Annotated in this window: 16 protein-coding genes; 8 read left to right on the top strand and 8 right to left on the bottom strand. The window is 72.6% G+C overall.

The annotated features are described in order from the left end of the window. Positions 1 to 47: 47 nt before the first annotated feature. The 5 genes from ABZ842_RS09625 to ABZ842_RS09605 all read left to right on the top strand — a co-directional run bounded on the left by ABZ842_RS09625 (position 48) and on the right by ABZ842_RS09605 (position 5,989). A complete protein-coding gene (locus tag ABZ842_RS09625; protein ID WP_361535115.1) occupies positions 48 to 1,544 on the top strand; it encodes a HAMP domain-containing sensor histidine kinase in 1,497 nt (498 codons plus the stop codon). Next, entirely contained in the window at positions 1,447 to 2,106 is a 660-nt protein-coding gene (locus ABZ842_RS09620) for a response regulator transcription factor (protein ID WP_361534497.1), read from the top strand. The genes ABZ842_RS09625 and ABZ842_RS09620 overlap by 98 nt, the downstream gene beginning before the upstream one ends. Before the next feature lie 548 nt (positions 2,107 to 2,654). Beyond that, positions 2,655 to 3,257: a carbonic anhydrase gene (locus tag ABZ842_RS09615; RefSeq protein ID WP_361534494.1), complete on the top strand. Its 603-nt coding sequence runs from the start codon at positions 2,655 to 2,657 to the stop codon at positions 3,255 to 3,257. A 234-nt stretch (positions 3,258 to 3,491) separates the two neighbouring features. Then, on the top strand, positions 3,492 to 5,627 hold the full coding sequence (locus tag ABZ842_RS09610; protein WP_361534491.1) for a SulP family inorganic anion transporter: 2,136 nt from the start codon (positions 3,492 to 3,494) through the stop codon (positions 5,625 to 5,627). Continuing rightward, positions 5,624 to 5,989, top strand: coding sequence for a hypothetical protein (locus ABZ842_RS09605; protein WP_361534488.1), 366 nt, complete (start codon positions 5,624 to 5,626; stop codon positions 5,987 to 5,989). The genes ABZ842_RS09610 and ABZ842_RS09605 overlap by 4 nt, the downstream gene beginning before the upstream one ends. 276 nt (positions 5,990 to 6,265) lie before the next feature. On the opposite strand, the gene ABZ842_RS09600 is transcribed toward ABZ842_RS09605, so the two are convergent. Continuing rightward, on the bottom strand, positions 6,266 to 6,430 hold the full coding sequence (locus ABZ842_RS09600; RefSeq protein WP_361534485.1) for a hypothetical protein: 165 nt from the start codon (positions 6,428 to 6,430) through the stop codon (positions 6,266 to 6,268). Between the two features lie 169 nt (positions 6,431 to 6,599). Between ABZ842_RS09600 and ABZ842_RS09595 the strand changes: the two genes are divergently transcribed. Both ABZ842_RS09595 and ABZ842_RS09590 read left to right on the top strand, forming a co-directional pair. Further along, positions 6,600 to 7,805 (top strand): sensor domain-containing protein, encoded by a 1,206-nt coding sequence (locus tag ABZ842_RS09595; protein WP_361534482.1) that lies wholly within the window; start codon positions 6,600 to 6,602, stop codon positions 7,803 to 7,805. After that, positions 7,793 to 8,455 (top strand): response regulator transcription factor, encoded by a 663-nt coding sequence (locus ABZ842_RS09590; protein ID WP_361534479.1) that lies wholly within the window; start codon positions 7,793 to 7,795, stop codon positions 8,453 to 8,455. The genes ABZ842_RS09595 and ABZ842_RS09590 overlap by 13 nt, the downstream gene beginning before the upstream one ends. Before the next feature lie 123 nt (positions 8,456 to 8,578). Here ABZ842_RS09590 and ABZ842_RS09585 read toward each other — a convergent pair whose 3' ends face one another. From ABZ842_RS09585 to ABZ842_RS09575, 3 genes are all read right to left on the bottom strand, one after another. Then, positions 8,579 to 11,110: an FtsX-like permease family protein gene (locus ABZ842_RS09585; protein WP_361534476.1), complete on the bottom strand. Its 2,532-nt coding sequence runs from the start codon at positions 11,108 to 11,110 to the stop codon at positions 8,579 to 8,581. An 8-nt stretch (positions 11,111 to 11,118) separates the two neighbouring features. Then, positions 11,119 to 11,892, bottom strand: a complete 774-nt coding sequence (locus tag ABZ842_RS09580; protein WP_361534473.1) for an ABC transporter ATP-binding protein — start codon at positions 11,890 to 11,892, stop codon at positions 11,119 to 11,121. A 486-nt stretch (positions 11,893 to 12,378) separates the two neighbouring features. Beyond that, positions 12,379 to 13,476, bottom strand: coding sequence for a hypothetical protein (locus tag ABZ842_RS09575; protein ID WP_361534470.1), 1,098 nt, complete (start codon positions 13,474 to 13,476; stop codon positions 12,379 to 12,381). 214 nt (positions 13,477 to 13,690) lie between these two features. Here ABZ842_RS09575 and ABZ842_RS09570 point away from each other — a divergent pair, with 214 nt between their 5' ends. After that, a complete protein-coding gene (locus tag ABZ842_RS09570; RefSeq protein ID WP_361534467.1) occupies positions 13,691 to 14,596 on the top strand; it encodes an NADP-dependent oxidoreductase in 906 nt (301 codons plus the stop codon). A 45-nt stretch (positions 14,597 to 14,641) separates the two neighbouring features. Here ABZ842_RS09570 and ABZ842_RS09565 read toward each other — a convergent pair whose 3' ends face one another. The 4 genes from ABZ842_RS09565 to ABZ842_RS09550 all read right to left on the bottom strand — a co-directional run bounded on the left by ABZ842_RS09565 (position 14,642) and on the right by ABZ842_RS09550 (position 18,724). Beyond that, a complete protein-coding gene (locus tag ABZ842_RS09565; RefSeq protein ID WP_361534464.1) occupies positions 14,642 to 15,859 on the bottom strand; it encodes an oxygenase MpaB family protein in 1,218 nt (405 codons plus the stop codon). A gap of 104 nt (positions 15,860 to 15,963) precedes the next feature. Beyond that, the gene (locus ABZ842_RS09560) at positions 15,964 to 17,130 is read right to left on the bottom strand and encodes a polyprenyl synthetase family protein (RefSeq protein ID WP_361534461.1); all 1,167 of its coding nucleotides are present in this window, start codon (positions 17,128 to 17,130) and stop codon (positions 15,964 to 15,966) included. Further along, positions 17,127 to 17,501 carry a hypothetical protein gene (locus ABZ842_RS09555; RefSeq protein WP_361534458.1) on the bottom strand — a complete coding sequence of 125 codons (375 nt, stop codon included), beginning with the start codon at positions 17,499 to 17,501 and terminating at the stop codon, positions 17,127 to 17,129. The genes ABZ842_RS09560 and ABZ842_RS09555 overlap by 4 nt, the downstream gene beginning before the upstream one ends. 335 nt (positions 17,502 to 17,836) lie before the next feature. Then, positions 17,837 to 18,724, bottom strand: a complete 888-nt coding sequence (locus ABZ842_RS09550; protein ID WP_361534455.1) for an acyl-CoA thioesterase II — start codon at positions 18,722 to 18,724, stop codon at positions 17,837 to 17,839. Positions 18,725 to 18,833 lie beyond the last annotated feature (109 nt).

The raw sequence follows: 18,833 nt of genomic DNA, 5'->3' as shown, positions 1-18,833 counted from the left end.
TCGTGCGACGGCGTACGGCCAGTGCGCGCTCCCGCATCGTCGGCTGGATGCTGCTCCTGGTGGGAGCGGCCCTCGCCGCGCCCATCGTCGGCATCACGGTCGTCTGGCAGGCCCAACTCGACGAACAGGTCGACGCCCGGCTGAAGTGGGAGGCGACGCGGCTGCGCACCTTCGCCCAGACCAGGGTGCAGCCCAACGGCGAGCCCTACACCGACGGCGCGTCCCTGCTGCGCGAGTTCCTGCGCGAGAACATCCCCAACCGCGACGAGACGTTCTTCAGCATCGTCGACGGCCGGGCTCACCTGCGCAGCGCCTCCGAACCACCCGTACGGCTGGACAGCGATCCCGCCGTGATCAAGCTGCTGTCGTCCGTGAAGAGCAGCAGCGAGACGGCCGAGGGCTGGCTGGACTCGTCCGTGGGCAAGGTGCGTTACGGCGTCGTGCCGGTGAAGGTCGCCGGTGACACCCGCGACGTCAGGCTGGTCGTCCTGGAGTTCCGCGACCGCCAACTCCACGAGGAGCGGGAAGTCGCCAAGATGCTCCTCGCCACCGGCTTCGGCGCACTGATCTGCGCCGGGCTCGCCAGTTGGCTGGTGGCCGGCCGGATCCTCGCCCCGGTCCGACTGGTGCGGCAGACCGCCGCCCGGATCGGCGAGTCGGACCTCACCCAGCGTCTCGACGTGCGCGGTGACGACGACGTCGCCGCCCTCGCGCACACCTTCAACAACATGCTCGACCGGTTGGAGCGGGCCTTCACCACCCAGCGGAGGTTCCTCGACGAGGTGGGGCACGAACTGCGCACCCCCATCACCGTCGTACGCGGCCACCTGGAGCTGATGGAGAACGGCGCCGGCGACTGGGCCATGGAGTGGGACGTCACCCGGGCGCTGGTGGTCGACGAACTCGACCGGATGAGCCGCATCGTCGACGACCTGCTGCTCCTTGCCAAGGCCGAGCGACCGGACTTCCTGACGGTCGGCGAGACCAATCTGACCGATCTGATCGTGGACGTCGTCGCCAAGGCGCGGGCGCTGGGCGACCGCCACTGGCGCGTCGCGGCGGTCTCGGAGGCCACGGTCCTCGTCGACGGCCAACGCCTGACCCAGGGCCTGATCCAGCTGGCGGCGAACGCGGTCCGCCACACCCTGGACGGCGACCTCATCGAGATGGGGTCGGCGGTCCGCGAGGGCCGGATCCTGCTCTGGGTGCGCGACACCGGACCCGGGGTGGGCCCCGTGGACCGCGAACGGATCTTCGGCCGGTTCGTCCAGGCCGGCCGCGTCACCTCACCCGACCAGGCAGGCACCGGAATCGGCCTGGGGCTGGCCATCGTGCGCGAGATCGCCCAGGCCCACGGCGGCACCGCGTGGGTGGAGGACGCAGACACGGGCGGGGCCCGTTTCGTACTGGACCTACCGGCGTACTTCCCCTGGCAGAGAGGACACCATGCAACGGATTCTGATAGCGGAGGACGAGGCCGGAATCGCCTCCTTCGTCGAAAAGGGACTGCGGAGCAACGGGTTCGTGACGGCAGTCGTCAGTGACGGCCTTTCCGCCTACGAGCACGCGCGCGCCGGCGACTGCGACCTGATGATCCTCGACCTCGGGCTGCCCGCGGTCGACGGACTCACCGTGCTGCGCAAGCTGCGCGAGCTGCGGGTGACGCTCCCCGTCGTCATCCTCACCGCGCGCGACAGCGTCTCGGACGTGGTCGCCGGGCTGGAGGGGGGTGCGGACGACTACATCTCCAAGCCCTTCGCCTTCGAGGAGCTGTTGGCCAGGGTGCGGCTGAGGCTGCGCGGCGAGGGCGGCCCCGAGGCGTCCGTGCTCCGCGTCGGCGACCTGGTGCTGGACCTGCGCACGCGCCGGGTGCACGTGGAGGGGCGGGTGGCCGAATTGTCGGCGCGCGAGTTCGCGCTGGCGGAGGTCTTCCTGCGCAACCCGGACCAGGTGCTGACGCGGGAACAACTGCTCAGTCGGGTCTGGGGCTTCGACTACGACCCCGGGTCGAACATCGTGGACGTGTACGTGCGCTACCTGCGGCGCAAGCTGGGGCCGGACCGGGTGGAGACCATCCGCGGGGTCGGGTACCGCCTGCGGGCCTGAGCCGTAGCCGTACGACCGGTCCGTCCACCGGTCGACACGTCCAGCCGTACGCTCAGCCGTAACGAGTCACCACAAGTCACCACAAGCAACACCCCAGCCAGACCAGCCAGACCAGTCAAACCAGCCAGACCTGCAACACCCCAGCCCCACCTCAAGTACGTACGCTCAACGGACCATCTGCACGTGCCGGTTGGCCGGATCCAGTGCGGGCCAAGCCCCGCAGACGGACCGGCATAGGCCCCTTCCGGCCCCCGTGCCGACGCTCCCGGAACCACCCCGTCAGCCGCAGGGACGCATCCGCGCCGCGGCAAGGGTCGGCTGCCCGTCACCGGGCCCGACCACCCACCTGACATCGTTGTCAAATTCTCATCCCGCTGGTGAGAACTCTCTCACCCTGATCTCACGGATGACTCATGACGTGGGCGCATGCTTCACGGCCAAGACATTCACCCCCGGATGTCTCAGCCGTCCCAGCTGCCCCGGCGGGCGTGTGCCCCCCGTGCCGTGCCCGCCCCGGGCGAGCGGCTGGGCTCTGCGAGGAGCGTGACATGAAGCGACTGCTCACCAATGCACGGAACTTCCGCCACCGTGTGGCCCCCGAGAGCGAGACCTTCCGCAAGTTCGCCGCCGGCCAGACGCCCGGCACCCTCTTCATCAGCTGCTCCGACTCCCGGGTGATCCCGGCCCTGATCACGGGCGCGGTCCCCGGCGAGGTCTTCGAGCTGCGCAACGCCGGCAACATCATCCCCCCTTACGTGCCCGAGCGCGAGTCCGCCGAGGCCGCCACGATCGAGTACGCGGTGGAGGTGCTGAAGGTCCGCGACATCGTGGTCTGCGGGCACTCCCACTGCGGCGCGGTCGGCGCCCTCGCCAACGACCAGGACCTGACCCAACTGCCCTGCGTCTCCCAGTGGGTGTCCCACGCCCGGCCGGCGCTCGCCCCGATGCTCGGCACGCCACCAGACGACGGGACGCTCGCCAAATTCGTCCAGCGCCACGTCATGGCCCAGCTGGAGACCCTGCGCGACTACCCCAGCGTCCGCGCGGCGCTGGACTCCGGCCGGTTGAAGCTGCACGGCTGGTACTACCGCGTCGACACGGCCGAAGTGCTGGAGCTCGACGAGATCCACGGAGTGTTCCACCGCAACTGACGCCCGGGCGAGCCCACCCGGATCTCACACCCCCCACTCGCACTCGACCGCCGGAATCGGACCCTCCGGGAGCACCGCCTCCCGACGCCCGGCCCCGGGTGCGGCGAAAGGAACACTGTGTCTACTGAACGCACTCGCCCCGGTGCGGGGCGGCACGCGCGAAGGAGTAGTGGCCTTCCCCCGGCGAGCACCCTGAAATCCCCGCCGGCATCGGGTTCCCTCGGTGCCGACTTCATGGCCTCGATCGTCGTCTTCCTCGTCGCCCTGCCCCTGTGCATCGGCGTCGCGGCTGCCTCGGGCGTCCCCGTCGCCCTCGGCATCATCACGGGCATCATCGGCGGACTCGTCGTCGGCTTCCTGCCCGGCAGCAGCCTCCAGGTCAGTGGACCCGCGGCCGGGCTCGCCGTCCTCTGCCTGGAGTTCGTCACCGAGCACGGCACGGGCATGCTGGGCCCGGTCGTCCTCGCCAGCGGCATCCTCCAGATGATCCTCGCCACGCTGAAGATGGGCCGGGTCTTCCAGTCCATCTCGCTCTCGGTGGTCCAGGGCATGCTCGCCGGCATCGGCGTCCCCCTGATCCTCGGGCAGATCTACGCGCTGGTGGACTCCAAGCAGCACGGCACGGCACCCAAGAACTTCATGCACCTGCCCGAACTGGCGAAGGACGTCATCGGAGACGCGGCCAAGAGCGGTGCGTTCCTCATCGGCGCCATGGCCGTCGTCATCTGCTTCGTCTGGTACAAGATGCCCAAGCCGCTGAGCAAGGTGCCGGCGCCGCTGGTGGCCGTGCTGCTCGGCAGCATCCTCGCCGCCCTGCCCTGGTTCGACGTGAAGAAGGTCGCGTTCGGCAACATGCTGGACGCCGTCAACGTTCCAGGTGTCAGCGACATCTCCGGGCTCGGCGACCCCAAGGTGCTGATGATGGTGGTCACCTTCACCATCATCGCCTCGGCGGAGAGCCTGTTCAGCGCGGCGGCCGTGGACCGGATGCACACCGGGCCGCGCACGCAGTACAACAAGGAGCTGTTCGCCCAGGGCGTCGGCAACACAGCCTCGGGCGTGCTGGGCGCCATGCCGCTGACCGCGGTCATCGTGCGCAGCGCGGCGAACGTCAACGCCGGCGCCAAGACCAAGATCTCCCGCATCCTGCACGGCGTCTGGCTCCTCGGCTTCGGCCTGCTGCTGCCCGGCCTGCTGGGCATGATCCCCATCGCCGTACTCGCCGGTGTCCTGCTGCACGCGGGGTGGAAGCTCTTCAACCCGCCGTCCTTCGTGAAGATGTGGAAGAAGGACCGCGGCGAGGGCCTGGTCATGTTCGTCACCACCGGCGCGATCGTGGCGACCAACCTCCTCGAAGGCGTCATCGGCGGGCTGGCCATCGCGGTCGTCCTCACGGCCGTGCGCATGTCGCACATGACGATCCGCAAGACCACCGACGGCGACTCGGCCCGGCTCGAACTGAAGGGGAACGCGACCTTCCTGCGACTGCCCAAGCTGATCGAAGCGCTCGGGTCCGTCGCCGACAAGAGCCGGGTGGTCATCGACGCACGCGGCATCTCGCACCTCGACATGGCGTGCCAGGCGCAGTTGGAGGAGTGGGCGGACCAGCGCCGCAAGGCCGGGGCCGAGGAGGTGGAGCTGCTGCTCCCGGGCGTCGAAGCCCAGCCGAAGGACGCGTCGACCACCACCGCCGACGCCGAGAAGACCGACGGGGCCGACCAGCACCGCGAAGAAGTACTCGTAGGAGTCGCTGCACCGGCCGTCGGTCAGCAGGCCGTCGGTCAGCGGGCTGTCGGACACCAGACGGTCGGCGGGGGCGACCCCCAACGCCGCGACACGGTCGAGTTCGACCAGCCCATGGGGGAGTACGGCCAGCCGCCGCAGCCGGAGACCTTCCGACCGTACGTCCCACCGGCCCAGCCGGGCTTCCAGTACCAGCACGGCATGGGACAGGGGTACGCACACGGTCCCGCGGCCCACGGCACGCAGCACGGCCGCCAGCACCAGCAGGCGTACGGACGCACCGGGCACATACCCCAGCAGGCGCAGTCCCACGTGCACATCCCCCACCAGAGCCATGGGCAGCACCAGCAACACCAGCAGTACCCGCACGCTCCGCAGCACTCGCAGCAGCACACCCAGCACCAGCACCAGCACCAGCAACACCAACAACACACGCAGCACACCCAGCACCAGCACTACGCGCCGCAGCAGGCGTCGGAGCAACCCCCGTACGACGCCCACCCACCGCAGGAACCGCACGGCCCCGCCCCGCAGCAGCAGCACCGCGGCCAGGGCGACCGGCCCAACCACTGGGGCCCGGAGGACGACTGGGCCGTGCAGGCGTACGGCGAAGGGACGCGACGGTGAAACGCCCCCTGAAAACGGCCCTGGCCGACGCCTTACACCTGTGCGACCACGAGGTCCCGCCGCAGTGCCCGATGGAACAGTGCGGGCTGCGCCAGGAGCACGACCAGCGGGTTCCGGACCGCGCTGCGGTCGACCGGCGCGACGCCGACGGCCACGGCCAGGGGCTCGGCCACCGGATGGACTACCGGTCGGCCTCCGACCCACCGGGCGAGGACACCCTGTTCCTGTTCCTGAAGTCGCTGCACCAGTTCCTGACGGCGCCCCAGGACCCGGTGGCCCACGCCGCCGAACGGGCCGACGAGCGGGCCAGGTCCGCCGCCGCCCGCCGCGAGGGCAGGGCGGAGGACGACCGCGCGCCGTAGGCCGAGCACTCGACCCGGCCACCCGAACCGGTGCGCGGAGGTCCCGGCCCCACCCGGACGGCCCCGGACGTCCGCGCACCCCGATCGTCGCCCACGGGACACCATCCCCAGGACCGTGGGCGGCCCGCAGGGCCTTTAGCGGCAACGCTTCCCCCACTAGGCCCTAGAGGGCTCCCTTCCCTGTTCCCCGTGCAGGGAAGGGAGCCTTCCGCGTTTCCGCCCGGCCCCCTAGCCCCGCCCGGCCCCCTAGCCCCGCCTCGCCCTCGCTCCGCCGCGTCACTGCTTACGCGTACGGGTCAGGTACAGCGTCACACCGGCGACCAGCGCCACCGCCGAGCCGCCGATGTCCACCGCGTTGCGCAGCCAGCCGTCGAGCACGAAGTCGTTCACGAAACTGACGGCGAGCCCGGCGGAGACCAGGAACCAGAGCACGGGCTTCATCAGGGGGCCTTTCTACGCAGCACGGACGAGCCCCGACGGGGCTGATCCAACGATGCCTCCGCGCCCGCGTCCGGTGCCAGGGGGGCCGCACCCCGGACCGGGGTGGAGCCCGCTCCACCCCCGGTGCCGCCCGCGCCCCGCCCCCGACCGGTCGTTTAACCTGGTCGGCGTGGAGGAGACGGTGGGCCGGGCGTTCCGGGCGACGATCCAGCTGGGCAAGACCGTCGCTCTGTCCTTCGTCACGCTCCTCTACCTCCCCGTCCTCGTCTTCACCGTCATCGGCACGGCCGTGCTGCTCGGCGCCGGCGCCCTGCCCGAGACCGTGCTCCTCCAGCGGCGCATCGCCGGCGTCAAGCGGCGCATGGTGGCCGAGGCGACCGGCGAACCGATCGACGAGGCGTACCCGCCGATCACCGGCCCGCTGCCCGCCCGGCTGCGCACCGCGCTCAAGGACCCCGGCACCTACCGCGACCTGAGCTGGCTCGCCCTCCACGCCGTCTTCGGCTGGGTGGTGTTCGTCGCGCTGATCGTGCTCTGGTACTTCGGCCTGATGGTCGACGGCTTCTGGAGCGGCACCCTGGGCCGCCGCCCGTACGTCCTGCCGCTGATCGAACGCCTCGCCGCCTTCGACGCCTCCTGGTCCCGCGCCCTCCTCGCCCCCTCGCCCGAGGCGCGCCGCGCCGCCGAACTCTCCCGGCGCGTCGAGCAGCTGACCGAGACGCGGGCCGGCGCCGTCGCCGCGCACGGCGCCGAACTGCGCCGCATCGAGCGGGACCTGCACGACGGCACCCAGGCCCGGCTCGTCGCGCTCTCCATGCGGGTCGGCATGGCCCGCCGCGCGTACGACAGCGATCCCGACCTGGCCCGCCGGCTGCTGGACGACGCCCAGGACCAGGCCGAGGAGGCGCTGGCGGAGCTGCGGCACGTGGTGCGCGGCATCCATCCGCCGATCCTCACCGACCGCGGGCTGGTCGGCGCGGTCCGCGCCCTCGCGGCCGGCAGCGGCCTCGCTGTGACCGTCACCGACGAGGGCCTGGAGACGCCGGCGGACGGGCCGGACGCCTCGAACGGCGGCCGGGCGGGCGTCCGCGCCCCCGCCGCCGTCGAAGCCGCCGCGTACTTCGTCGTCGCCGAAGCCCTCACCAACGCCGCCAAGCACAGCGGTTCGCCCGTCGCCGCCGTACGCCTCGCCCGTACGCCCCGCGGCCTGGCCGTCCTCGTACGGGACGAGGGCCGCGGCGGCGCCGACGAGCGCGGCGGCAGCGGGCTGGTCGGCATCCGCCGCCGGGTCGCCGCGCTCGACGGGACCGTGGACGTTTCCAGCCCCACCGGGGGGCCGACCGTGATCGAAGTGGAGCTGCCGTGCGTGTGGTGATCGCCGAGGACAACGCCCTCCTGCGGGAGGGCCTCGTCCTGCTGTTGACGTCGGCGGGCCACGAGGTGGTGGCGGTCGCGGCCACCGGCCCGGAGGTCCTGCCCGCGCTCCTCGAACACCGCCCGGACGTCGCAGTCCTGGACGTGCGGATGCCGCCGGGCTTCCGCGACGAGGGGCTGCGCGCCGCGCTGCAGGCCCGCCGGGAGGTCCGCGGCCTGCCCGTCCTCGTGCTGTCGCAGTACGTGGAGGAGACGTACGCCGCCGAACTCCTCGGGGACGACGTCGCCGGGGTCGGCTATCTGCTCAAGGACCGGGTGGGGCGGGTGGACGAGTTCCTGGACGCCCTCGAACGGGTCGCGGCCGGCGGCATGGCCCTGGACCCCGAGGTCGTCACGGAGCTGATGTCCCGCCGCCGCGACGACCCGATCGACCTGCTCACCCCGCGCGAGCGCGAGGTGCTGCACCTGATGGCCGAGGGACGGGACAACACCACCATCGCGACCACGCTCTGCGTCACCGAGCGCTCGGTGAGCAAGCACATCGGCAACGTCTTCCTGAAGCTCGGCCTGCCGCCGCAGAGCGACAGCGGACACCGACGGGTGCTGGCCGTCCTCACGTACCTGAACTCGCCGTCCAGCTCCACCACATGACCGCGCCGCCACGTAGCTGACCAGTACGCGACGCGCGAAGTACGCGACATGCGAGGTGCGTGACATGGGAAAGCACCGGGCCGCCCCCGTCGCGCGGGGGCGGCCCGGTGCTCTCGTACGCCCTCAGTCCCTGGTGGTCGCCGCCTCCACCGGCGCCCGCCGCAGCGCCGCCCGCGTCGGCAGGCTGATCGACAACCAGCCCAGCACCGCCACGAACCCGCCGATCGCCACCCACACCAGCGGCGGCACGTACGGCAACGGCTGCTCCGTCATCGCCAGGCTCACGCCCACCATCGGCGGCACCGCGATCAGCGCGCCCGCCGCGAGGGCCGTGGCCACCACGACCCACGACTCCATGAACATCATCCGGCGCGTCTGCCGGGCCGTGGTCCCGATCAGCCGCAGCATCGCGAACTCCCGGCTCCGCGCCGTCGTCGCCATCACCAGCGTGTTGACGACCGCGATCAGCACGTACAGCAGCAGCACCGCGTTGGCGATCAGATTCGTCATCGACTGGTCGTTCTGCGCGTCCTCCTGCGCCGCCGCGAAGTCGCCGGGCCGCTCCACCCGCAGCGCCGGGGTGTCCGCGGCGAGTTCGTCGAGCGCCGCGGACACCTCCGCCGGGCGCCCTCCGTCCGCGGCCACCAGCAGCGCCGCGTCCAGGCCGTCCGTGGTGTGCCGGGTCAGCAGGTCGTGGGGGAGCGTCACGTCGCCGAAGCCGAGCCCCTTCCCGTACATCGCCACCACCCGCAGCTTCTTGGGCGTGCCGTCGCCGAGGTAGACCTCCGCGGTGTCGCCGACGTCGAGACCGGTCGTCCCGGCGGCCGTCCTGCTCAGCGCGATCGTGTCGCCCGTCAGCCGCTCCAGACCGCCCTCCCGCACGTCGAGGTCGAGCGTCCGGTCCAGGTCCGCCGGGTCGAGCCCCTGCGCACCGAACTGCCGGGTCACCATCTGGTCGATCTCCTGGTAGTCCAGCATCACCTGGGAGCGGGCCACCGGGGTGGCGGCGGTGACGCCGGGTATCTCGCGCACCTTCTGCACCAGCTCCGGCGACAGGCCGGGGCCGGCCGGGGTGAGCACCCACTCCGCCACCACTCCGTCCGCGACCTGCTCCTTCGCCTCCTCCTGCGTGGTGGTGAGGATGGAGACCTGGAGCAGCGCCATCGCCGCGCCCAGCGCCAGCGGCACGACCGCGCCGCTCAGCCGCCGGGTGTTCGCGGTGCTGTTGGCGGCGGCCAGGTAGCCGCTCACCCGCGAACGGGTCAGCAGCGGCCCCATCAGCCGCGCCACCGCCCGCACCAGCACCGGACCGATCAGCGCACTGCCGATCATCAGCACCATCAGGGCGCCCGCGGCGCCCGCGATCGCCAACTCGCCGGGGATCAGCAACGGCACCACGATCGACACCACCAGACCGAGCGCGATCAGCACGAGGCCGGAGATCCAGCGACCCCGCCCCAGCTCCGGCGCCTCCACCAGGGACTCGCCCAACGCCTCCACCGGCTTGATGCGGGCCACCCGCCGCGCCGCGACGTACCCGGCGAGCCGGGCGCCGAGCACGCACAGCACCACGGACGCCAGCGCCGGCAGCGGGTTGTACGACAGCTCGAAGTCGGCCGGCAGCGCGCCGACGTCGGCGTACGCCCCGTGCAGCCAATCGGCGACCACGAAGCCGAGACCGGTGCCCAGCGACGCGCCGACCACCGACACCAGCCACGTCTCGCTGCCGATCATCTTGTGCACCTGGCGGGGCGTCGCGGCGACGGCCCGCAGCATCGCCAGCTCCCGGCGGCGCTGCTGCACGCTCAACCCCAGCGTGGAGGCGATCACGAAGATGACGACGCCGAGCGCGGTGCCGCCGAAGGCGGCGGACAGCCCCACCAGGAAGCCGCGGGACTGCCCCACGTCCAAGAACTCCAGGTCACCGATCCGGTCCCCGGTGTAGACGTCCGTGCCGGGGACCGCCTTCGCGATCCGGTCCGCGAGTGCGCCCGCGTCCACGCCGGCATCGGCGAACACTCCGATCGCGGTCAGCCGGTCGGCCCGCGGCGACAGCTCCTTCGCCCGCCCGTCCGTGAAGAACACCGACGCCTGCCGGTCCAGTCCCGCGACGACGCCGGTGACCTCATACGACGCCGGGGTCGTCCCCACCGCGATGCGCACCGTGTCGCCGACCTCCAGCCCGCCGGCGCGCGCCACCTCCTCGTCCACGACGACCTGCCGGTCGGTGCGCGGCGCCGCGCCCGTGCGCAGCTCAACGGGCCCGAGGACGGCCGACGACCAGCCGTGCCCGTACAGCGGATCGGCCAGGCCCACCGGCTCGCCCCGGCCGTCCGCCGCGCTCAGCGCGATCGTGCGCTCGCCGACGGCCGACTTCACCCCCGGCACGGCGGCGACCTCGTCGACGAGGTCGGCCGGGACGGTCGCCCGCTCCGCGTGCACCGGGTCGAAGTCCTCCTTGACGGGCTTCGACTGCTCGCCGCCGACCATGACGGCCGCCGCCGCGTACCGCTCGGGCGGGATTCCCGACGTCAGTCCGGACACCAGCAGGATTCCGCAGGCCGTGACCACGGCCGAGCCGAAGAAGAGGGCGACGAACGCCCCGAGGAATCCGCCCGTGCGGTGCTTGATGCTGCTCCACGCGATGTCGAACACGGCGCCCCTCACCAGTTCCCGAGGTGGGTCATGCGCTCCGCGACCTGCTCCGCCGACGGCCGGTGCAGCTCGCCGGCCGGCCGGCCGTCCGCGAGGAAGACCACCGAGTCCGCGTAGGAGGCGGCGACCGGGTCGTGGGTGACCATCAGGACCGTCTGCCCGGTCTCGTCGACGATCTGCCGGAACAGTCGCAGCACCTCCTGGCTGGTGCGGGAGTCCAGGGCGCCCGTCGGCTCGTCGGCGAGCAGCGCGTCCGGCCGGGTCACCAGCGCCCGGGCGATCGCCACGCGCTGCTGCTGACCGCCGGAGAGCTGCCCGGGCTTGCGGTCGACGTGCCCGTGCATGCCGACGCGCTCCAGGACCTCCCGCAGCCAGGCGCGGTCGACGGGCTTGTTCGCCAGCCGCGGCACCAGCGTCACGTTCTGCTGCACGGTGAGCGCGGCCATCAGGTTGTACGCCTGGAAGACGTAGCCGATGCGCTCCCGGCGCACCGCCGTCAGCGCGGCCTCCTTCAGCCCCGACAGCTCCGTGTCGCCGAGGTACACCCGGCCGGAGGTGGGCCGGTCGAGGCCGGCGAGGCAGTGCAGGAAGGTGCTCTTGCCGGAGCCGGAGGGCCCCATGACGGCGGTGAAGCTGCCGCGCGGCAGGGCGAGCGAGACGTCGTTGAGGGCGGTGACGGCCTGCTCACCGGAGCCGTACGTCTTGGTCACCGCCTCCAGCCGCATGGCGGCGGCGGTCCCGGTGTTCCCCTGGTGTGCGGTCGGATGCCAGACCGATGTCATGTGCCCTGCCCTCTCGTGTTGCTGTGACGAGGACAAGTCAACGGCGAACGCCCACTCCGAACGATCCGCCTGGCTGGCCTATTACTGGTGTAGCCCACTACACCCCACCCCGGCTGCGTTGCCCCTGCGGAAGTCATGCCCCTGCGGCCCGGTGGTGGGCTTGTCGCGCAGTTCCGCCCCCTACGCCCAGGGCGCGTGGGGGGACCCCAGCGCCCCTAACAACCTTCGCTGAGCCCGCAGACAAATGACGGGCTGAGCGAAACAGGGGCGCGGGGAACTGCGCGAACAGCCACAGACGGGCCGCAGGGGCATGACTCCCGCAGGGAAACGGCGAGGGCATCTGGGGGCTCTGGGGGTCCCCCATGCCCTCTGGGCATAGGGGTGGAACTGCGCGAACAGCCTGCCACCGGCCGGTGGAGACCAACGCTCCCGCAGGGTTACGGCGGCGCCGTCCACAGCAGGCGCTGGTGGAACCGCGGGCACGTCCTAGGGGTGGCCGGTGGCCGAGACCGTCTGCGGGTCGTAGCAGTCGCAGGAGACGACCGTCGCCGGCGCGCCCCTACCCGCCGGCACCGAAATCACCGCGTTCACGCTGCTCACCTCCGTCACCCGCCCCCACCGCCGCCCGCCGCCACCCAGCAGCACGTCGGTGTCGGAGCCCTCGTCGAACACCACCGCGGCGCCGTCGCGGCCGGTCACCCGGTGCTCGCGGGTCAGGGTGCACGGCACCAGTGAGCCGCCCGTGGACAGCCGGAACACCGGCGGTTCGAGTTCCTTCTGCGCCCGGTAGGCGTAGCTGCGCTCCAGGGCGTCGTCGGCGAGCCCGTTGGCGTACGACACCAGGTCGTCGGTGAACGGCCCGGCGGCGAAGCGGCCGTCGGCGGCGCGGCCGTCGGGGACCGTGAAGCTCAGGCGCGCCGCGAAGTCCCGGCACGCGGCGCGGGCTTCGGACGCCCGGGACGACAGCCGGACCGTGCCCGTCGCCGCGCGGTCCAGCGTCGGCAGCACCGGGGGCTTGGTCCGCACCTTGCCCGTGGAGACCTTCGGCGGCGCGGCGGGCGGACGGCCCGCGCCCGGGTCGGTCACCACCCACGACGACGCGGCGGCCCGCCACGGGCCGCCCTTCTCCTCCTGCACGAAGTAGTGCAGCGCGGACTGGCGGTCGTCCTCGCGGCCAAGCCACTTGCTGACCGAGGCGAACCACCGGGGATACGCGTCGGCCTTCCCGGACGGCAGGAGGAAAGTGGGCCGGGTGAACGAGGTGACGGGCACCTTCCGCTGCGCCTTGCGGGCGATCGCGTACTCCGCCAGCGACTCCCGCAGCAGCGCGCCCGTCTGGACGCGGGCGATCGCGGTGTCGTCCAGTGCGGCGTCGGCGGCGGCGTTTACCTCGGCGTACTCCTCGAAGGCCGTCCGCGCCTCCTCGGCCCGCAGCGCCGTGGAGGTGGTGACGGGCGAGGCGGAGCCGGACGCGTCCGACGGCTTCGACGCGTCCGCGTTCGATGGCGCGGTGCTGCACCCGGCGGTCAGGGCCAGCAGGCACGCGAGGCCGATCGCCCCCGCCCCGGTGCGTCGTCGTGTCACGGCGTGCCGCCTCCCGGTCGTGTGCGCATCCCGCCAGGGTAGGCGAGCCGTTCGGGGCCGGGTGCCCACGCCCCCCTGCCCACGCCCCCCTGCCCCGCCTCGTTCCTCCTCCGTTCGGGTGCCGGGCGCCGCAGAGGGAAGCGCTCCGCCCCGCCAGCGGCGGCGCCGCGGCCTACCCTGACCAGTCAAACGGCGACGGGAGAGGGCGGCAGCGGTGGAAGCGATCCAGTACGAGGAGTTCGGCGGACCCGAGGTGCTGCGGCTGCGGGAGGTCGAAGAGCCGCACGCCGGCCCCGGCCAGGTCCGGCTGCGGGTGGTCGCCGCCGCCGTCAACCCGTACGACCACAAGGTCCGCAGCGGCTCCCTCCAGGGCGTGTTCACCACCCCACTGCCCCAGGTCCCCGGCGTCGAAGCGGCCGGCGTCGTCGACGAGGTCGGTGAGGGCGTGACCCATCTCGCCGTCGGCGACGAGGCGTTCGGCTTCACCGACACCGGCGGATACGCGCCCTACGCCCTGGCCACCGTCGCCGTGCCCAAGCCGGAAGGGCTCTCCTTCGAGGAGGCCGCGGCCCTCAGCACGGCCGCCGAGACCGCCCAGCGCACCCTCGACCTGCTGCACCTGGAAGCGGGGGAGACGGTCCTCATCCACGGCGCTTCGGGCAGCGTCGGCACGGCGGCCGTGCAGCTGGCGCTCTCCCGCGGCGCCCGGGTGATCGGCACCGCGTCCGCTGCCCGCCACCCCGCGCTGCGGGCCCTCGGCGTGACGCCGGTGGTGTACGGCGACGGCCTGGTGGACCGGGTCCGCGCGGTCGCCCCCGACGGGGTGGACGCGGTGCTCGACACCGCGGGCAAGGGGGCGCTCCCCGACTCCATCGAGCTGCGCGGCGGCACCGCCGAACGCATCGTGACCATCGCCGACCCGGACGCGGCGAAGTACGGGGTCACCTACTCGTCGAGGGCCGAGCGCAGCGTGGACCAACTCGCGGCCCACGCGCGCCTCGCCGCCGAGGGGCGGCTGCGGGTCCCGGTCGCGGAGGTGCTGCCGCTGGCCCAGGCGCCCCGCGCGCACGCCGACAGCGAGCAGGGCAGCGTCTCCGGGAAGATCGTCCTGAAGCCCTGAAGCCCTGAAGCCCTGAAGCCCTGAAGCCCTGAAGCCCTGAAGCCCTCAGGACGGCGTGGCCCCGGTGGGGGTCAGCGGCGGAGGGCTCCAGCGGTCCAGCCGGGGCTTCGCCGATGTGACCCCGTACTCGTTCTTCAACTGCTCAGGGATGGCGTACTGCATCACCCGCCCCCGCGTCAGCGAACTCAGCTCGAAGATGCTGGTGTAGTGGCCGATGCGGTCGAGCGCCCAGGCGGCCAGCGGGGAGCGGTCCTCCAGGGTCTCCAACACCCCCAGCAGCGCGGGCGCGGCGCGGATCGCGGAGTCCCACACCGCGGAGCGGGGGACGTCCAGCCAGTCGGCGACGGTGTCCCCGACGAGGTAGCGGATCATCGCCGGGACGACCGGGTCGAAGACCGTGCCGGGGACGACCTCCTCGTAGAGGTCGATGAGTTGACGGGTGAGGCGGACGCCCTCCTCCGAAGGGCCCATGTGCCGGGTGAGGTACAGATCGCCGAAGAGCCTCGCCTCGTCGAGGTCCTTCGGCATGTGGGCCAGGTCGATGCCGAGCATCGCGCCCACGACCCGCCAGGCGTAGTAGTACGCGTCGGCGCCCTCGTTCGACATGTGGATGCCGAGCCGGTGCAGACAGTCCAGGACGGTGAGGGAGAACGCGACCTGGCCGCCGATCATGTCCTCCAGACAGATCGGCACGCCCAGGTTCGCCACGTCCCAACGGCCCTCGCGCCGCAGGTGGTGGCGGATCGACGCGTGCAGCAGCCGGACCTTCTGCGCGGCCGGGATGAAGCGGCTGCCGGCCTCGAAGGAGTTGGACTGCATGAGGTAGACGGTGAACTGCCCGGTCTCCGCCATGCGCCGGGAGGGGTACTCCAGCGAATGCGTCGCGCTCAGCAGCTTCGCCACGTGCGGGACCGCGTAGCAGGCGGGCATCGAGGCGAAGGAGAGCGCCGTCGACACGTGGACGTTGTTGTCGATGAAGAAGAGTCTGGCCCGCTCCATCTCGCCCCAGTCCACCCAGGAGGGCGGCATCGCGGTCGCTTCGAGGTACTCGCGGGCCACGTCGGGCAGCCCCTCGGGGAGGTCCTGTCCGGCGGTGGAGAACCAGCGCATGAGGGTGTTGAACTTTCCCATCTCGCCGCGCTCGAAGAGCTCCGCGACCGTGGCGTCCGCGAGCTCGTCGCCGACCAGGCGCAGCGCGTCGAGGGATTCGTCCGTGTACGCAGGGACGGCCCCGGCCCCGCTCTCGGCCCCGGCTCCTGCCACCCGCCCGGCTCCTGACGTCTGTTCCCTACCCGGCTGTTCCGCTCCGGTGGAGTTCATGGCGCACGCTTCCTCTCGATTCGTACGAACTCGGGTGCCGGGCGCGGTCAGGCGGCCCGGGCCAGGCAGTGGCGGGCCAGTTCGTGCAGGGCCGCGGCGACGTGCGGGGCGAGCCGCCCCGCCACCAGCGCCGCGTCCACGACCTCGGCCGCCGCCTCGGCGCGCGCGGCGATCAGGTCCTCCACCTCGCGGCGGGCCCCGGTGCGCTCGGCCAGCTCCCGGAACCGGTCGAGCCGCTCCGCCCCCGCGCCCGGCCTGCGCTCCAACAACAGCCGCAGCTCCCGCCGTTCGGCCTCCGTCGCCAGCTGCTTCATCAGCGCCAGCAGCACCGTCGGCCGGGCGCCGTCGATGTCGTCGAGGTTCGACTTGCCGGTGGAGTCCGGCGCGCCGAACACCCCGAGCAGGTCGTCCCGCAGCTGGAACGCCTCGCCGAGGGGTACGCCGTAGGCCGTGAACGTCTCCAGCAGCGCGGGCGGCGCGCCGCCGAGGAGGGCGCCGATGTGGAGGGGGTGTTCCACGGTGTACTTCGCCGTCTTGTACCGGACGATCTGGAGGGAGTCACCCGGGTCCGCGGCGTCGTCGACGCCCGGGCGGGTGCGCAGCACCTCCAGGCACTCCCCGGCGACCAGCTCGCGGGCGAGCGTCGCCCACAGGGGGCGGGCCCGGTTCAGATACGCGCTCGGCAGCCCGCACTCGGTGAAGAGCTGCCCGGCCCAGGAGATCAGCAGGTCACCGGTGAGCAGCGCGAGGGCACGCCCGGCGGACGCCCGGCCGGCACCGGCCCGCCCGGGGCCGGCCGGCCAGTGCTTCCGGGGCGGCGCCAGCGCCCGGTGCGCGGTCGGCAGGCCGTGGCGCACCGCGCTGTGGTCGATGATGTCGTCGTGCACGACGGCCGCCGCGTGCACCAGTTCCATCGCCGCCGCGGCCCGTACGACGTCGTCGCCGTCGTCCCGGCCGGCGGCCCGCCAGCCCCAGTAGCAGAACGCGGCACGGAGCCGCTTGCCGCGGGACACGATCGAACGGAGCTGGTCGCCGAGCGGCTTGAGCTCGGGGTCGATCGCCTCCAACAGGGCCGTCTCGTCCCGGGCGAACACGCTCAGTTCGTGATCGACCCGCGCTTTCAGCGCGCTCAGCGGAACCGCAGTCGAGGCCGGGCCGCCGAGCCGTACGCCGGCGCCGCCCGCGCTGGCACCGCCCGTCGCGGTCGCGGTCATCCGCCGGTGCCCTCGGGTGCGGCGGTGGGCGTCGCGCCGCGCGCGGCCCGCGCCTCGCGCAGCCGTACGCGCCGCGCCAGCAGCTCCATGTGCGGCTCGCCCAAGGTGGCGAACCCCGCCTGCGGTACGGACGAGGGGGCGCGGGCCGGCCCCAGGCCGCTGTTGCGCCCGCGGGCCACCAGGTCGTCGCGCACGTCGCCCGCCAGGTCGAGGAGGTCGGATCTGCTCAGCAGGGCACGCACCCGGCGTAACGCCCCCTCGGCCTGTTCGAGCACCAGGTCCACGGCCCCGGCCACCGCCAGGACCGCCTCCTCGGAACGCCGGCCCGCGCCCGTCCCGGCCTCCTGCTGCTCCTGATGCTCCTGCGTCATCGCCCCGCCCCCACCCTTCGGATGCTTCTGTCTTCCGCAACGGGCTGCCCACCGCTCATAGCACTACTCCGAAAATCCATCGATCGGGTGACGCGACGGGCGCGTTGGGCCTTGAGGTGGTGATGCGTGCACGGCACGCTCCCCTCTCCCCGGACCTCATCGAGTGCTGGATGGGTCCGAGCTCGCGACCGCCTCCTGAGCGGTGCACGGCGCACGCGGCACGGGGCGGGGCGGGGCGAACGGCGAACGGGCCGTGGGTGCATTCGCCCACGGCCCTTCCGCCCACGGCCCTTCCCCCGCTCCGGTCCGGTCCGCTCCGGCCCGGCCCGGGCCGGTCAGCGAGAAGGCCCCGCCGGCCGCAGCACCGCCTCTTGGACGACGTGGGCGATCAGCCGCCCGTCGTGGCCCCACACGTCAGCGAAGGCGAGCCCCCGGCCGTCCGTCGCCGACGGGCTGCGCTGGGAGAACAGCAGCCACTCGTCGGCCCGGAACGGCCGGTGGTACCAAATGGCGTGGTCCAGGGAGGTCATGAAGACCGACGACGGCTCCTCCCGCAGCGGGCGCGGACGCTCCAGCCACAGCGCCGCCGTCGGCGCGAGCAGCAGGTCCGACGCGTACGCCAGGGCGCAGGCGTGCAGCAGCGGATCGTCCCCCAGCGGATCGGTGGCCCGGATCCACAGCTTCTGCTCGGTCAGCCCCGGCGTCGTCGGCTCCGCGGGTTCCGGCAGCCGCCGCACCTCCAGGGCGTAGGGGAAGACCAGCTGCTCGAAGTCGGCGGGGGAGGTCTGCGCCCACAGCTCGAAGAGGTCCGGTACGGCGTCGGGGTCGGGCGTCGCCGGCATCGCGGGCTGGCGGTCGTAGCCGCTCTCCACCGACTTGAACGACGCGGAGAGCGTGAAGATCACCTCGCCGTTCTGGAGGGCGGTGACCCGGCGGGAGAAGAAGGTGCGGCCGTCGCGCAGCCGCTCCACGGAGTACACGATCGGCCGGGCCGGATCGCCGCCGCGCAGGAAGTACCCGTGCAGCGAGTGCACGCCCGGCTGCGACCCGCCGCCGCCCACCGTGCCGCCGGCGGCGGTGAGGGCCTGGGCCGCGACCTGTCCGCCGAAGGCGCGCAGCGGCAGCCCCTCGTGGCACCAACCCCGGAAGAGGTCGCGGTCCAAGCGCTCCAGGCTGAGGAATCCGGTCAGGCTCCGAGCTTCGGCAGGGACGGTCTCCCGCATCCCGACCTCCGTTCCACGGGTAAGACGACATGGCTACCAGCGCAGCATAAGTAAATGTTGGCTAACTGCCTAGGGTATCGTGAACCGGCTAAGTGTCGACGTAGCGGTA

Source organism: Streptomyces sp. NPDC047315, from assembly GCF_040643215.1.
GTDB lineage: Bacteria > Actinomycetota > Actinomycetes > Streptomycetales > Streptomycetaceae > Streptomyces.
This window is presented reverse-complemented; position numbering and strand designations above follow the sequence as displayed.

Excerpts from the sequence above, each read along its gene's own strand:
- ABZ842_RS09625 (WP_361535115.1), top strand. The coding sequence starts at position 48 with ATGCTGCTCCTGGTGGGAGCGGCCCTCGCCGCGCCCATCGTCGGCATC.
- ABZ842_RS09620 (WP_361534497.1), top strand. The coding sequence starts at position 1,447 with ATGCAACGGATTCTGATAGCGGAGGACGAGGCCGGAATCGCCTCCTTC.
- ABZ842_RS09615 (WP_361534494.1), top strand. The coding sequence starts at position 2,655 with ATGAAGCGACTGCTCACCAATGCACGGAACTTCCGCCACCGTGTGGCC.
- ABZ842_RS09610 (WP_361534491.1), top strand. The coding sequence starts at position 3,492 with ATGGCCTCGATCGTCGTCTTCCTCGTCGCCCTGCCCCTGTGCATCGGC.
- ABZ842_RS09600 (WP_361534485.1), bottom strand. The coding sequence starts at position 6,430 with ATGAAGCCCGTGCTCTGGTTCCTGGTCTCCGCCGGGCTCGCCGTCAGT.
- ABZ842_RS09580 (WP_361534473.1), bottom strand. The coding sequence starts at position 11,892 with ATGACATCGGTCTGGCATCCGACCGCACACCAGGGGAACACCGGGACC.
- ABZ842_RS09560 (WP_361534461.1), bottom strand. The coding sequence starts at position 17,130 with ATGACCGCGACCGCGACGGGCGGTGCCAGCGCGGGCGGCGCCGGCGTA.
- ABZ842_RS09555 (WP_361534458.1), bottom strand. The coding sequence starts at position 17,501 with ATGACGCAGGAGCATCAGGAGCAGCAGGAGGCCGGGACGGGCGCGGGC.
- ABZ842_RS09550 (WP_361534455.1), bottom strand. The coding sequence starts at position 18,724 with ATGCGGGAGACCGTCCCTGCCGAAGCTCGGAGCCTGACCGGATTCCTC.